This is a genomic window from Clostridium tetanomorphum (genome assembly GCF_017873215.1).
GTDB classification, from domain to species: domain Bacteria; phylum Bacillota; class Clostridia; order Clostridiales; family Clostridiaceae; genus Clostridium_AO; species Clostridium_AO tetanomorphum.
The window spans coordinates 23,154-37,433 of the sequence record NZ_JAGGKA010000028.1 but is presented as its reverse complement, the minus strand read 5'-3'; the positions used below and the strand labels follow the sequence as shown (position 1 = coordinate 37,433).

Here is a 14,280-nt window from a genome sequence, read left to right as displayed (position 1 = left end):
TCAAACTCCTGACGGAGTAATAATCTCTAAAACTATAAAATTTGAACCATAAAAAGATATGAGCACGAAGTATTCTTAGAAATTATAGAATACTTGGTGCTCATTTATCTGCTTAATTCGATATCAAGAGAAAAAGCATAGCTTTTTCAGTGGCCTCGAGTTAACCAGGGCTTATTTTTGTTTACTTAAGACTAAATTCTATTGATTTATTTTGTTTTACTAGTAATTTCAAATCAGCTAATTTAGCCTCTTTGGGAATATCAAATACAATATATGTATTTTTAGTTATACCAGCGTTAAATTTATCATATGCCCCAATAAATTTTTTATTTTCATTATATATTGTTTCTTGGCTATTTAAATCGCCTAGCGCTCCAAATGAATTATCATCGACTTGATATAATATATCTTTGTTTTTTAGTTTAAAATCATTAGTATTGTATTCAGTTGGCTCTTTCCCGTTATTTTTAATTTCCAATTTTATTACGATAAATTTACCACTTGGTGTTGACTTTCCAGCTTCATTACTAATTGCAGTGCTTTCTTTAGCTTCTAGTACCTTTATCCCCAAATTCCCTGCTACTGATTGTTCATTTAATTTAACAGTTTTAATTTCCTCTTTAACTTCTTCCTTAGCAGGTTCTTCTTTAATATTGCTTGCATTAGTTTCGATTTTGCCCATAGAACTAATCTGCTTATTCACTCTATTTATAGCTGAAGCATCCCCTACAAAATATCCAACTATAAATGCTAATACAATTGCTACAGCAGTAATTATTGTTTGTTTTTTGTTCATTACAACCCTCCCTTTAATTTAAATTATAGCAATATATAGTGTATTTTATAAAGTTAGGTTAATATTACTTGCACCTATGGGTATGGTTATTATGAGGTGATGATCTTGCGAAAATCTTACATAAGAATTGATGTGTTCATTGGAGTGACTTTGATAATGATGTTGCTTTTATTTATACAATAGAAGAAGCCCAGGCTTCTTCTATTGTATCTGCTTCATCTTCTAAGAGTATGCGTCTCAACATACAATGAAAACTTATATTTTATACCATTATCACATTTGCCCTCCAGTAATTAACAACTCATAAAGGTAGTACAGAACTTCTCTTATGCTATCTCATAGCTTATGGTAGATATGAAATTTAAACTTATAAAAACAAAGAACACAGTTTTTAAATATATAGAAATGTTCTATAATACAAAGAAACTGCATTCTTCATTATTTATGATTTTGCAATATTTTTATACATCAAAATTATATAAACAACAGAAATTATACAAAATACTATATAAAAAAAATTCTTTTCAATAATTTTATATCTAGCATAAGATGCAACAACAACACAAAATATCATTCCTAGGGCAGGAATAATTTTAATATCAGACTTACCAAGCTTTGTAGATTCATTAACTACCACATACTTTTTCCTTAGAATATAGAAAATAAATATTGTAACAGAAATTAAAATTATATAAATAATAGTTAAAAAATTATTATTTTCTATGAAAGAATTAAACATTAGTAAATACAAAATCAAACTAATTAAAGTTTCTGCTAACCACAGTTTTATATTTTTACTCATTTCAACTTTATAGTCCACTATAATCATATTCCCAAGTTATTGGCCCGGCAATTCCTATAAGGTCCGTATAGTTACTAACTCTGTAAGAATAGCATGTTCTCTTTGATTCATATTTAGAATTTGCTTGATCAACCCTTGTATAAGTACGCAATTCAATCCATACATCAGAAATTTGTTCTGCAATTATTGTGCTTATAGTGCTACTTAGAGCTGAAGTTGCTACAATTGTTCCTATAGTAGCTGCTGGAAACGCTATAGCTACAAAAATACTTGTAAGTGTTCCTGCTGTCCAACCTACCCCAATAGCTTGATGTGTTCTTGTAATTAAAGGCCCTTGCCAAGAACCATATGATCTATAACTATGTAATTTTGAATTATAGTTATTTGGGTCCTCAAGATTTTCTAATGGGATTTCATGTAATATAATGTTATTTTTACTTATCACAATATTATTGTTTTTATTTTCAACGAAAGTTTTGTCTCCATTTTCGTCAGTAATTACTATTTTTTTCGAGACATTTCCATCAAAATCTTTGTTCACATATTCTTCAATCCATTCAGTTTCATTCGCCTTTAAGTCAGTGATTTTAACTTTTGAATAGTTTTCAGTTAAAACTAAATTTTCCATTTTAACTAATTGTTTTTCATCATCAGTGTTTTCTATGCCCACCTGATATTTTTGAGCCATTACTTTTTTTTCCTGAATACCTTTTGCAAAAACAGAAGTATTCAAAGAAATGCACATGCATGTTGTCAATGCAATAATTTGTTTTTTGTTCATTTTAATTCCCCCCATTTTAATTATTATATATTGTAAATTAATTTGTTAATTACTTATCACCGCCTCTTTATATAATAATATAGCCTTGAGCATAACTCTAAGGCCTTGATATTACTAGCCCATCAGGGCTAACTTTTTTTAATCACTCAAATATATATCATAGGATTTCTTCACATTTTTGTCGAATTATACTATATTATTACACATAATATAAAAACAATAAGGAGGAAATCTCTATGTACCAACGTCAAGAAATCTTTAACATAATTGAACTTTTTACTTCTCAAAAGCTTATCAATTTTTATACAAAAATTTTTGATAACCTTAATTTATCTTCATTACCCGATAGGATTCCTTCTAAATACGGCCCTACGGGCTTTTCACGACATGCTCTTTTCAGAGCCTTTATTGTTATGAAATGTGAGAAGTTTGCTCAAATTACTGAGCTTAAAGATTTTTTAGAAAATAATTTAATTATAGCGCAGCTTTGCGGTTTGGAGATTTTAAAGCCTTTACCTTCATACTGGGTTTTTCAAAGATTTATTAAAAATTTATCTAACTCTTATCTTAAAGAAATCATGAAAAACCAAGTTAACGTTCTTAAAGAGTTAGGGTTTATTGACAACAATTTTATATCAGTCGATGCCACTCCTGTTAAAGCTAATACTAAATTTAATAATCCTAAATGTTTTTCAAATAACAAATTTTCTAAAAAAAATCCTCCATCTTCTGATAAAGATTGTAAACTAGGAGTTCATACTGCTAATAACTCTATGAATGTTCAAGTTTCAGAAGATAAACCCAATAAATCAAAGAAAAAATATGAATTTTATTGGGGGTATAAAAATCATGTTATTTGTGATGCTATATCAGGTCTTCCTATTGCTGAATTTTCTACAACTGCCGATATCAATGAAATTTCTAACCTTATAGAAATTCTTACTGCTACAAATGAATGATTTTCACTCAAAGGCAGTTACATTATTGCTGATAAAGGCTATGATTCAAAGCAAAATCATGATTTTATTCGCAATACCCTTAAAGGTCTTGCCTTCATTGCTTTAAATAAACGAGGAACTAAGAAAAATAAAGTAACTTCCAAAGGCAATGTTATATGCGATGGCGGTTTAGCCATGCACAAAGATGGTAAACAGTATTTTAATTCTTATATTAAGCAAAAATTTTGTTGCCCTTATAGAAAATCAAAAGATGCTTCTTTGTGTCCATGTAAACATGAAAAGTACTTTAATGGTAAAAAAAAACAGAGGGTGTGTAAAATACATAAGCATTGGCACTGATTATAGAGCTTCTATAAATCGTGATTCTATATTTTTTAAGAAAACATATAGTCTAAGAACTGAATCTGAAAGATACAATTCTAGATGGAAAAATCTTAATACTGAACAAGCTTATGTTAGAAACATTAACTCTGTTACTAATCTAAATACTATTTGGACACATTTGCCTTTTAACCGTTACTTTAGCTGCAATAAAATCTGATTGTGTAGATAAATCCAAATCCCTATCGGGATTAAAAAGAACAGCTTAATTAAAATACATTTTTTAACATTAAATTTATCTACGGGAGTAGTCTGCCCTTTTTTGGTTTTTTATTATTAATTCCTAGCTCAAATTCAGCTTAACAAGCTCCGCTTAATAAATTTTAGAACTATTTTACTTTAATCATTTAATTTTTCATCAATTATGCTCATCTCTATATAATAATATTTGTTAGTATTAATTTTAAAATATTTTATATTTTATTTAATTATAATAATTAATACAATTAAATAAAAATCAATAATTTAATATAAATTATACCATATATTTAAATATATTCAATAGTTAAATATAAAATATAACCATATAATTAATTTAATGGATAAATATGTAACTATATGCTTTGTAAAATTATTACTGATTTAAATTTATTGTTATATTAGTAACAATAAATAAAACCATTCAGCGCAAGGTTAAGAAAAGATTATCCACTTAAGAAAATCTTTTATAACAGTGGATGTTTGCATTGAAATTACTTCGATTTTATCAGTACTGTTATTTTGAAATAAAAAAAGAGGTAACTAAGGATATTCCTCAGTTACCTTAAAAATTACTCTTCTTTTATAAACCCTTCAAAGCCTTTATTTTTTAATTCTTTTAATAGAGCTTCTGCGTTAGCTCTATTTTTAAATGCTCCTACTTATACTCTATGTAATACATTTTCTTCTTTTATTACAGGGGCTTTTAGAACTATTTCATTTTCTACAACAATTTGTCCATTTTTATTGTATCCTTTAGCTTTTATTTTGTAATTTGCTCCTTGTGAAAACAAATTACCACCGTTTCTTTTATTAATTATTTTGTTACAACTCTTATTTAATTTAATATAATTGTCATTTGGAGGATTTACATCAAATGCCCAAGAAGCATTGGAATCATCATCTACAGTTGCAAAAATCCTTACTACATCACTGGAATAATCTTTAATAATTAGATTTAAGCCAGGAGAACCGCCTTTATAAGCTGCATATCCACCACCGTCTATAGTAATAAAGCTATTAATTGAAGCAGTTTCCTTTGATAAAACTGCTTTTCTGATTTCTTCTAGTGGATATTTTTCTCCTGGACAATTAGAGCTTCCTACTTCCCTATGACCATATATCTTACTAATTTTATATTTATCACATAAATATTTGCATAGCTCTATAATAGCCTTTTTTTGCATTTCTGGCATTATTTCTGCCATATAAGAACCTTCTGCACATATTCCTAAACTATTTTTATTAAATCCAGTTACATGGGCACCAATAGCATTATCTGGTCTGCCTTTATAAATAGAAGCATTTTTTATAACAAAATAGTGATAACCGCATCCTGACCATCCGTTATTCAAATGCCAATCGTGTATATCTTCTATAGTACAGTTTGAAGCCTCTGCATGATGAAGGACTATTGATTTTGGATTGTTACAGTAAGATAAGTTTCTAAAATTTAAATTAGTGCTCCTTATATTCAATGTTTTCACCTTCTTTTGATTTTATTGTTGTCTGTTTGATTAACTGATTAGTATATACTGTTGCGCCAGTTACAAGAACCCCCTGTATAATAGAATTTATGTTAAATCCCATTAGTGCTATAGAAGCTCCTACACCACAAATTAAAAGTATCCATGGAATACACCAATCTTTAATTTTCTGTGTACTTTTTAACATTACTCCTAGCACATATAAAACTGGTATAAGTATTAGTGCCTGTTCCACAATATAATCCATAATATTTATTTCCATAATAAATTCCTCCCTATTGAAATTTAATAACTACTCCTAAGATGCCCAAAATAATAGCTCCAGCGATTGTTCGCCAGAGCCATTTCATATTATCCTCTATTTCAGCTATGTCTTTTTCGTTCTGACACGCTTTTGTATAAGCACAGTCAGCTTTTTCTCTTGTACTGTTGTAGCCATCTATCTTAGTTTCAATTCTTACTATTCTTTCTAAAATTTCCTGTTGTATATTTACATCCATCTCGCACCTCCTGCATAAAAAATTAGAATCTACTTAAAATGTTCATATTTTATTTTTTCTTCATTAGGATTGTCCAAAGAAATGATTTACCAAATATATTTTCATTAGAAGACTCCTTCATTTCCCTAAATTCAATTATTTCAAAAAAAGATTCTAAAATTGTCTTTAATTTATGCTCTGTAAATCCAAGACCTCCATGCATTAAATAATCCCTATATACATCATAATCAGATATGTTTGCGCCTCCATTTAAGTTAAAACAATTCATTGCAAAATATCCAGTTGGCTTTAAATATTTTAAAATAATATTTAAATATTGGTTCCTTCTATGTGGCTTAATATGATGAAAACAACCAGCATCATAGATAAAATCAAAGCTTTCCGGTTCACTCTCAAAATCAAATATAGATTTACATAAAAAAGTTATTCTTCTTGAATCTTCTTTTGTTAGTTCACTTCCCCACTCAATAGATGTTCTTGAAAAATCTATTCCACAAACTTCAAATCCTTTTTCTGCAAGATAAAGAGAGTTTCTACCATTTCCACATCCTATATCAAGTGCCTTTCCTCGTGTCAATAATCCCCTATCAAAATATGAAATAAGGTTTTCGTCAGGGATATTTTTAAAGAATGGAACTTGTTTCTCCTTATTAGAATAAAATTTATTCCACCATTCACTATCTACTTTTCCTAATAATTTATCTAACATAATAAGCACATCGTTTTCTGTTTTAACAATTTCTGAATTTATTTTAATTTCCTCTAACATTACTAACACCTCCATACCTTCTCTAGTAAATTATATCATTTTCATGAATATATTCCATTTTTCTAAATTTAATTAAAATATATGTCAGTGTTTAAAACACTCTTAAAGCGCTGTAATTTTAATTATAATATATTCTATATATACTATTATACCAACTATACGTATACAGATAGTTCTTCTTTAAAGGTACTATAAAACAATTTTAACGATATATGCCTTAAATTTCTGAAATAAATTTATACAAAATATTTATTTATTATTTTATATTTTATCACCACAAGCATTAGCATAAATTTAAAATATATTTTGCTTATCCATCTTACACCTTCAAGTATAAAAATTTAAATTTGCTTAAGCTATTTGTGTATACCTTCCTGAGCTTGTTAAATAAGAGTAATTGTCCACGCAGGGATTACTCTTATTTTTTACAATAAAAAAAGACTACATATTAATAGTCCTTACTTTGACTTTTGTCGTAAAGTTTTCTTATTGTGAAATAACTAAATGTTAAAAGTTTAAAACTATTAATCATGTTACAAAAGCATCTATGACAAGTTCTATCAGTCATAGATGCTCTTTAACTACCTAGTTAATCCAAGATTTATTCTTCTACCATCTAAGAAGAAAGTTACATCTGCAGCATGCCATTCTGGTAATATTAACCAACCTATCTCTGCGTCTCCATAAGTTGTATCCTTTTCTCTATTAGTTTCTACAACATTATTATTTTTATCATAACATGTTAAATCAACTCTGTAATCATGTTTTTTACCATCTTTAAAATCTATTCTAGCAATAATCTGTCTACCTTCCCCTACAAAACACATTGCATATATACCATTCTCATCATATACAACTTTTTTTAATGACATGTCACGTACAAATTCTCCGTCACAAAACATCATTACTTTTACTTCTTCCCAATCTCTTACATCTCTCCACTCAACTTTTTTTTCCATTGTTCTATATTCATATTCATCTACAGATTTTTCTTGTTTTATACTTTTTCCCTTCTTATTATAATATGTTGCATACATACTATAATTATGCTTTTTACCATCCTTTGATTTCATCTCAAGAACAATACTAGCATTATCATCTTGCACATATGCTGTTGCAGATACACGTGGACTTGCAGCATGTACAGTTACAGATATACCACAAAACAATACTAATGAGAACAATGAAATAAATACTTTCTTTAAAATCTTCATACTCTTTTCCCCCTTGTACAATTGTAATTTATTTACTTAAAATGATATATTAGTTATCATTTTTTTCAAATGTACATCTATTATCAATTAACTATTAATTTCAACTATATTAGAGTTAATCATATTTAAACTAGTTGTATGATAAAATACGTATTTGTATATAAATTACATAATAGTTATAATATTGTACTAATTGTATTGTTTTATATTTATACTTCTGATGGTTTTTAAGTATGTAATCTTCTATAGCATTTCTGTAATCTGTATTAATTACATCATCAAGCACATATACCTTATTAGTTTTAGGATTTAATCCTTTATTAACTATCCTCTCGGAATATATTTTTTACTATTGTGTAACAACTTCTTCTGCAGTATCTTTCACATCTTCTTTTGTAGCTGGATTAATCTTAGCCATAAGCTCTGTTGCTCTATAATAATTTGATCAAAAGTATAAAATACATTTATCTTATTAGTCATTTCATCTTTTTCATAGTAGTTATCATTAATTAAATTTGTTAATAAATCATAAATTATTAAACTTCCCCCCCTTCATTCAATTACCTCATAAACATTAAAAGCTGTTAACTGGTAGCTATCTATAAAGTACAAAATTTCCCGCAGGTGAGCATGGAGGGCACGTTGTGTCTATCTGTCCTATTTTGTTAGCTAGAACTGGGAATGCATCATTAGAACTTGCAGGAACACTATTTTTAATTATGGCCGTATCTATTAGAGTTTTTCCTTCCGTACAATCTTCCCCTCCTTCCGAAATCTGACCTATCTTTGTAGCCAGTGTAAGGAAGGTGTCTTTTGAAATTGCTGAGATACCTTTTTTAGTAATTACATCAGATATTAAATATTTTCTCTTACTGACAAACTGAAAAAGTTTGTCCATAACATCCAGTGCTCTATCTAGTTCTACATTTATATTTCGTAATCTGTTACCTATATGAGTTGTATATTTAATTCTTATATTCGTTAAAGTAAGGCTGCCTACAATAATAGAAGCATTTTTAAAGTGAAGATATAAAAGAATACAAAGATAAGCTATATGATCATGAAGAAACTGATAGCATTTTTAACTTTACAAAATTTTTTCTAAAACATGAAATGCAAAGAGTATATAAGAAAAGTGAAGTAAAACAAATCCGAATACATGATTTAAGGCACTCTCACGCTTCCCTATTAATCGAACTTGGTTTTACTCCACTTTTAATTTCTGAAAGACTAGGACATGAGAAAGTGCAAACCACTCTTGATACATACTCTCATCTATATCCTAATAAAGGTGATGTTGTTGCAAATAAACTTAATGATTTATATTAGTACGTTTTTAGTACGTTTTTGAACTTATAAATTTCAAACCTATTGATTTACAAAGCTTTATATAAATTTTATCTTCTATTCCCACTCAATAGTTGCTGGTGGTTTTGAAGTTACGTCATAAACAATTCTGTTAACTAGTTTAACTTCATTTACAATTCTTCTTGAAACTTTATCTAATACTTCATAAGGTATTCTTGCCCAATCTGAAGTCATTCCGTCAGAAGATGTTACTGCTCTTAGTGCTATTGTGTGACAATATGTTCTTTCATCTCCCATAACTCCTACAGATTGAATGTTTGGAAGACAAGCAAAGTACTGCCATACTTTTCCTTCAAGTCCTGCATTAGCTATTTCTTCCCTGAATATAGCATCTGCTTCTCTTACTATTGCTAGTTTTTCTTCTGTAATTTCTCCTAGAACTCTTATAGCAAGACCTGGTCCTGGGAAAGGCTGTCGCCATACTAATTTATGAGGTATTCCAAGTTCTTCACCAACTGCTCTAACTTCATCTTTAAATAACTCTCTTAAAGGCTCTATAAGCTTAAATTGTAGATCTTCTGGAAGTCCTCCTACATTATGGTGACTCTTTATAGTAGCTGAAGTATTAGTTCCACTTTCAACTACATCTGCATATATAGTTCCTTGAACTAAGAAATCTATTTCACCTAGTTTATTAGCTTCTTCTTCAAATACTCTTATAAATTCTTCACCTATAATTTTTCTCTTTCTTTCAGGATCAGATACTCCTTTTAATTTACCTAGAAATCTTTCTTGAGCATTTACTCTTATTAAATTCATGTCAAATTGTTGTTTAAATATCTTTTCTACTTGGTCTCCTTCATCTTTTCTAAGTAAACCATGATCAACAAATATGCAAGTTAACTGTTTTCCAATTGCTTTGTGTACAAGTACAGCTGCAACAGATGAATCTACTCCACCTGAAAGTGCACAGATTACTTTCTTATCTCCTACTAATTCTTTTATTTTTGCTATTTTTTCTTCCGCAAAGGAAGTCATTGACCAATCTCCTTTTAATCCGCATACCTTAAATAAGAAATTGGATAACATCTTTTTACCAAAAGGAGTATGCTCTACTTCTGGATGGAACTGTACTCCGTATATTTTCTTTTCTTCATTAGCCATAGCTGCTACTGGACATTGAGAAGTTGTTCCTACTATTTTAAAACCTTCTGGAGCTTCTGATACAAAGTCTGTGTGACTCATCCAGCATACTTCACTTTCTTCAATTTCATTAAATAAAAGACAAGTCTTATCTAGTTTAACATCAGTTTTTCCATATTCTCTGATTTCTGCGCTTTGAACTTTTCCACCTAAAGTATATGAAGTCAACTGCTGTCCATAACATATACCAAGTACAGGGATTCCTAAATTAAATATTTCTTTATCTACTTTTGGAGTATCATCTCCATAAACACTATTAGGTCCACCTGTAAAAATTATTCCCTTAGGATTTTTTTCTTTTATTTTCTCTATTGTATAGTTGTATGGAATTATTTCACAATACACATTATTTTCTCTAACACGTCTAGCTATAAGCTGATTATACTGACCACCAAAGTCAACTACAAGAACTAATTCTCTTTCCATAATTACCTCCAAATTATTGATTTACACTATAGTTTGGTGCTTCTTTAGTTATTGATATATCATGAGGATGACTTTCTCTAAGTCCAGCTGAAGTTTGAACCATAAATCTTGCATTTTCATATAAATCATTTAAAGTCTTGGCTCCTAAATATCCCATACCAGAACGAATTCCGCCTATTAATTGATATATTGTATCTGATATAGGTCCTTTAAATGGAACTCTACCTTCTACTCCTTCTGGAACTAGTTTTTTATTATCTTCTTGGAAATATCTATCTTTACTACCACAAGCCATAGCTGCTAATGATCCCATACCTCTATATACTTTGTAGCTTCTTCCTTGATATATTTCTGTTTCGCCTGGAGCTTCCTCGCATCCTGCAAACATTGATCCCATCATACAAACTTTAGCTCCTGCAGCTAATGCCTTTACTATGTCTCCTGAATATTTAAGTCCACCATCTGCTATAATTGGAACTCCATATTTGTTAGCTTCTTCTACACAATCCATAACAGCAGTTAATTGAGGTACTCCAACTCCTGCAACTACTCTAGTTGTACAAATAGATCCTGGTCCTATTCCTACTTTCACACAATCTGCTCCTGCAAGTATTAAGTCTCTTGTAGCTTCAGATGTAGCAACATTTCCTGCAATTATTTGAAGATTAGGATATTTTTCTTTTATAAGTTTAACCCCATCTAACACTCCTTGTGAATGTCCATGAGCAGTATCTATAGTAATTACATCTACATTAGCTTTAACTAATGCTTCTACTCTTTCTAACATATCTTTAGTTACTCCTACTGCAGCTCCACAAAGAAGTCTTCCTTTTTCATCTTTAGCACTATTAGGAAATCTTTTTACTTTTTCTATATCCTTTATAGTAATAAGTCCTCTTAAATTGTAATCTTTATCCACTAAAGGAAGTTTTTCTATTTTATGCTTCATTAATATATGCTTAGCTTCTTCTATTGTAGTATTTTCTGGAGCTGTAATTAAGTTTTCCTTTGTCATAACTTCAGAAATATTTTTAGAATAATCTGTTTCAAAAACTATATCTCTATTAGTAATTATTCCTACAAGCTTACTATCAACTGTTATAGGAATACCTGAAATTCTATATTTACTCATTAAGTTTAATGCATCTTGTATACTATTTTCTGGGGATAAAAAGAAAGGATCTGTAATTACTCCATTTTCTTGTCTTTTTACTCTATCAACTTCTACTGCTTGTTGTTCTATAGACATGTTTTTATGAATGATTCCTATTCCGCCTTCTCTCGCTATAGCAATAGCCATTTTAGATTCTGTAACTGTGTCCATTCCTGCACTCATTAGTGGCATGTTTAATTTTATTGTCTTAGTAAGATTTGTAGTTAATGTAACATCTTTAGGCAAAACCTCTGATTTGTTGGGAACTAGTAACACATCATCAAAAGTATATCCTTGTTTTAATATAATCGCCATTATATTACACTCCTTTATAATAATTTTCTATATAAATACTATCTTTATATTTACCTATATATCAAAAAATCATGCTAATTTCTCTTTTCTATAAGTGAAATTAGCATGTCTAATCCTGACAAGCTTAAATTTCACTCATAGTCAGGAATTTACGGCTCCTGGTAGATACTTCCTGCCATATTCAGGGGATATATGAGTAAATTATATGTTTTTTAACTTGTTTACACTATTTTATTTGTATTTTTGCATTTTGTCAATTATAATATATAAATTTTTTAATTTTTTATATTAAACTTAAATACCATAATATAATTCTATCTCCTAAAAATATTGCAAATAAAGTTCCAAGTGCAATAAAAGGCCCAAAAGCTATATAATCTTTTCTTCCTTTAACTTTAAATGAAATAAGAATTATAGAAATTATTGATCCTAATATAAAAGACGCCAATATCATAACCATAGATAGCTTTACTCCTAGAAATATTCCTGAAATAAAACAAATTTCTACATCACCCCATCCCATACCTTTTGTTATCAATATTATTAAAGCTATAATAGCGGAAGGAATTATAGCTCCAAATAAATAATAACTATAATCTTTAATAGTGTAATTTTCCAAGCTTCCCTGTATAATTAAAAAAATTACTCCAAATACAATTCCCGTTAATGTAACACTAAAGTATATATTCATAGTTTCAATATCAATAAAACTGATAACAACTAATATTGATAATAAAACTGAGTATTTAAAAAAGTTTACTGATATTCCATATTTCATAGCTAATGATAAAAATATTATCCCTGTAAAAAATTCAATTATTGGATACTTAAAAGATATTTTATCATTACAATATCTGCATTTACCTTTTAATAATAAGTAACTTAATATAGGTACTAATTCAAAGACTTTTAATCTTGAATTACAGCTTGGACAATGTGAAGGAGGATATGCTATACTTTGCTCTTTAGATATTCTATAAATGCATACATTTAAAAAGCTCCCTATTATAGTTCCTATTAAAAAAGAAATTATATAAAATAAAATTAAATAATTAATCATACTATCGGCTCCTTTTCTTACTTCCAAACATGTCTGCTATAGATTTAAATCCTATTTTTTTATTGTAAAAATCATAATTTCTAATGGCATCATAATTCTCTTCATTTACTTTTATATATTGATAAAATACTATTTCTGCAGATATATCGTCATCCTTTACTAATATAGAATTATTTTCTTCTTTATCAATTACTTCATTATCTTTTACATTATGAATATTATTAACATCTAAGCTTTCACTATCATTTATATAGCTATTACTTGCTATTTCTTTTTCACTAATTTTTTCTTCTTCAGTTATATCCATTTTTGAAGAAAGTTTTATACTTTTTACATTAAGCTTTCTTTTTGTAATGTGATTTAAGCTATTTATATATTTTTCAATTTTATTTTTATCTCCGTTTACTTTTAAAGTAATACTTAGTCTAACAATGCCATTAGAAATATATTTTTCCTCTTTAGAATAGTTTTTTGTATTTAAACTAATATCTTTATTTTCTATGTTACTTTTATCTAGTGTAATATCTTTTGAATTGTCTTTCTTGTCATGTTCACTATCTTTGTCATCATTTAAATCAAATTTCATTTCTTCCCCATTTATACTATACTTTATACAAGATATATAAAAATCATAAATTAATTGAGGAGTATCTATTTCATTTGATGTTACCTTATTCAATATTTGAATATCTTTTTGTAATTTTTCGTTTTCTGCTTTTATTTTTGATATTTTATTTTCAGTTTCCCTTAGTGTTATTATTTTTTCTTCTTTTTCTATATACTCTTCTTTTTTTGAACTAAATTCTTTATATTTAGGAAGAAAAAAATTAATATATATCATATAATTAATTAACAAAATTATTATTATAGAAAATACTATCCATTTCTTTTCTTTTTTCATGCTGTTCACACCTTTAAGGAATTTTTA

14 protein-coding genes, 2 pseudogenes and 1 riboswitch are annotated in these 14,280 nt (G+C 28.3%); of the genes and pseudogenes, 2 read left to right on the top strand and 14 right to left on the bottom strand.

Annotation, left to right across the window (positions count from 1 at the left end; translation table 11 throughout):
* Positions 1-181: 181 nt before the first annotated feature.
* From J2Z24_RS19340 to J2Z24_RS19330, 3 genes are all read right to left on the bottom strand, one after another.
* A complete protein-coding gene (locus tag J2Z24_RS19340) occupies positions 182-796 on the bottom strand; it encodes a DUF4352 domain-containing protein (RefSeq protein WP_035144483.1) in 615 nt (204 codons plus the stop codon).
* Between the two features lie 442 nt (positions 797-1,238).
* A complete protein-coding gene (locus J2Z24_RS19335; RefSeq protein ID WP_156950174.1) occupies positions 1,239-1,616 on the bottom strand; it encodes a hypothetical protein in 378 nt (125 codons plus the stop codon).
* Positions 1,606-2,379, bottom strand: coding sequence for a hypothetical protein (locus J2Z24_RS19330; protein ID WP_035144486.1), 774 nt, complete (start codon positions 2,377-2,379; stop codon positions 1,606-1,608). The genes J2Z24_RS19335 and J2Z24_RS19330 overlap by 11 nt, the downstream gene beginning before the upstream one ends.
* A 236-nt stretch (positions 2,380-2,615) precedes the next feature.
* Here J2Z24_RS19330 and J2Z24_RS21505 point away from each other — a divergent pair, with 236 nt between their 5' ends.
* Positions 2,616-3,338 (top strand): transposase, encoded by a 723-nt coding sequence (locus J2Z24_RS21505; RefSeq protein ID WP_241392984.1) that lies wholly within the window; start codon positions 2,616-2,618, stop codon positions 3,336-3,338.
* 1,151 nt (positions 3,339-4,489) lie between these two features.
* Here J2Z24_RS21505 and J2Z24_RS21965 read toward each other — a convergent pair.
* From J2Z24_RS21965 to J2Z24_RS19290, 7 genes and pseudogenes are all read right to left on the bottom strand, one after another.
* A pseudogene (locus J2Z24_RS21965) lies at positions 4,490-4,570 on the bottom strand (SPOR domain-containing protein); the annotation flags it as partial.
* A gap of 9 nt (positions 4,571-4,579) precedes the next feature.
* Positions 4,580-5,395: a peptidoglycan recognition protein family protein gene (locus J2Z24_RS21500; RefSeq protein WP_085058957.1), complete on the bottom strand. Its 816-nt coding sequence runs from the start codon at positions 5,393-5,395 to the stop codon at positions 4,580-4,582.
* Entirely contained in the window at positions 5,376-5,660 is a 285-nt protein-coding gene (locus tag J2Z24_RS19310) for a phage holin family protein (RefSeq protein WP_035144531.1), read from the bottom strand. The genes J2Z24_RS21500 and J2Z24_RS19310 overlap by 20 nt, the downstream gene beginning before the upstream one ends.
* Positions 5,661-5,679: 19 nt before the next feature.
* A complete protein-coding gene (locus J2Z24_RS19305; protein WP_035144488.1) occupies positions 5,680-5,904 on the bottom strand; it encodes a hemolysin XhlA family protein in 225 nt (74 codons plus the stop codon).
* 49 nt (positions 5,905-5,953) lie between these two features.
* The gene (locus J2Z24_RS19300) at positions 5,954-6,673 is read right to left on the bottom strand and encodes a class I SAM-dependent methyltransferase (protein ID WP_035144490.1); all 720 of its coding nucleotides are present in this window, start codon (positions 6,671-6,673) and stop codon (positions 5,954-5,956) included.
* A 581-nt stretch (positions 6,674-7,254) separates the two neighbouring features.
* A complete protein-coding gene (locus tag J2Z24_RS19295; protein ID WP_035144491.1) occupies positions 7,255-7,887 on the bottom strand; it encodes a hypothetical protein in 633 nt (210 codons plus the stop codon).
* A gap of 595 nt (positions 7,888-8,482) precedes the next feature.
* Entirely contained in the window at positions 8,483-8,785 is a 303-nt protein-coding gene (locus J2Z24_RS19290; protein WP_035144494.1) for a hypothetical protein, read from the bottom strand.
* Positions 8,786-8,910: 125 nt separating this feature from the next.
* Between J2Z24_RS19290 and J2Z24_RS19285 the strand changes: the two are divergent.
* Positions 8,911-9,216, top strand: a pseudogene (locus J2Z24_RS19285) (tyrosine-type recombinase/integrase); the annotation flags it as partial.
* 75 nt (positions 9,217-9,291) lie between these two features.
* Here J2Z24_RS19285 and guaA read toward each other — a convergent pair.
* From guaA to J2Z24_RS19265, 4 genes are all read right to left on the bottom strand, one after another.
* Positions 9,292-10,824, bottom strand: a complete 1,533-nt coding sequence (gene guaA / locus J2Z24_RS19280) for a glutamine-hydrolyzing GMP synthase (RefSeq protein WP_035144496.1) — start codon at positions 10,822-10,824, stop codon at positions 9,292-9,294.
* A gap of 13 nt (positions 10,825-10,837) precedes the next feature.
* Entirely contained in the window at positions 10,838-12,292 is a 1,455-nt protein-coding gene (gene guaB, locus J2Z24_RS19275; protein WP_035144499.1) for an IMP dehydrogenase, read from the bottom strand.
* A gap of 118 nt (positions 12,293-12,410) precedes the next feature.
* Positions 12,411-12,508: riboswitch (purine riboswitch) on the bottom strand.
* 67 nt (positions 12,509-12,575) lie between these two features.
* On the bottom strand, positions 12,576-13,352 hold the full coding sequence (locus J2Z24_RS19270) for a prepilin peptidase (protein ID WP_051593088.1): 777 nt from the start codon (positions 13,350-13,352) through the stop codon (positions 12,576-12,578).
* Between the two features lies 1 nt (position 13,353).
* Positions 13,354-14,253 (bottom strand): hypothetical protein, encoded by a 900-nt coding sequence (locus J2Z24_RS19265; protein ID WP_035144500.1) that lies wholly within the window; start codon positions 14,251-14,253, stop codon positions 13,354-13,356.
* Between the last annotated feature and the right edge of the window lie 27 nt (positions 14,254-14,280).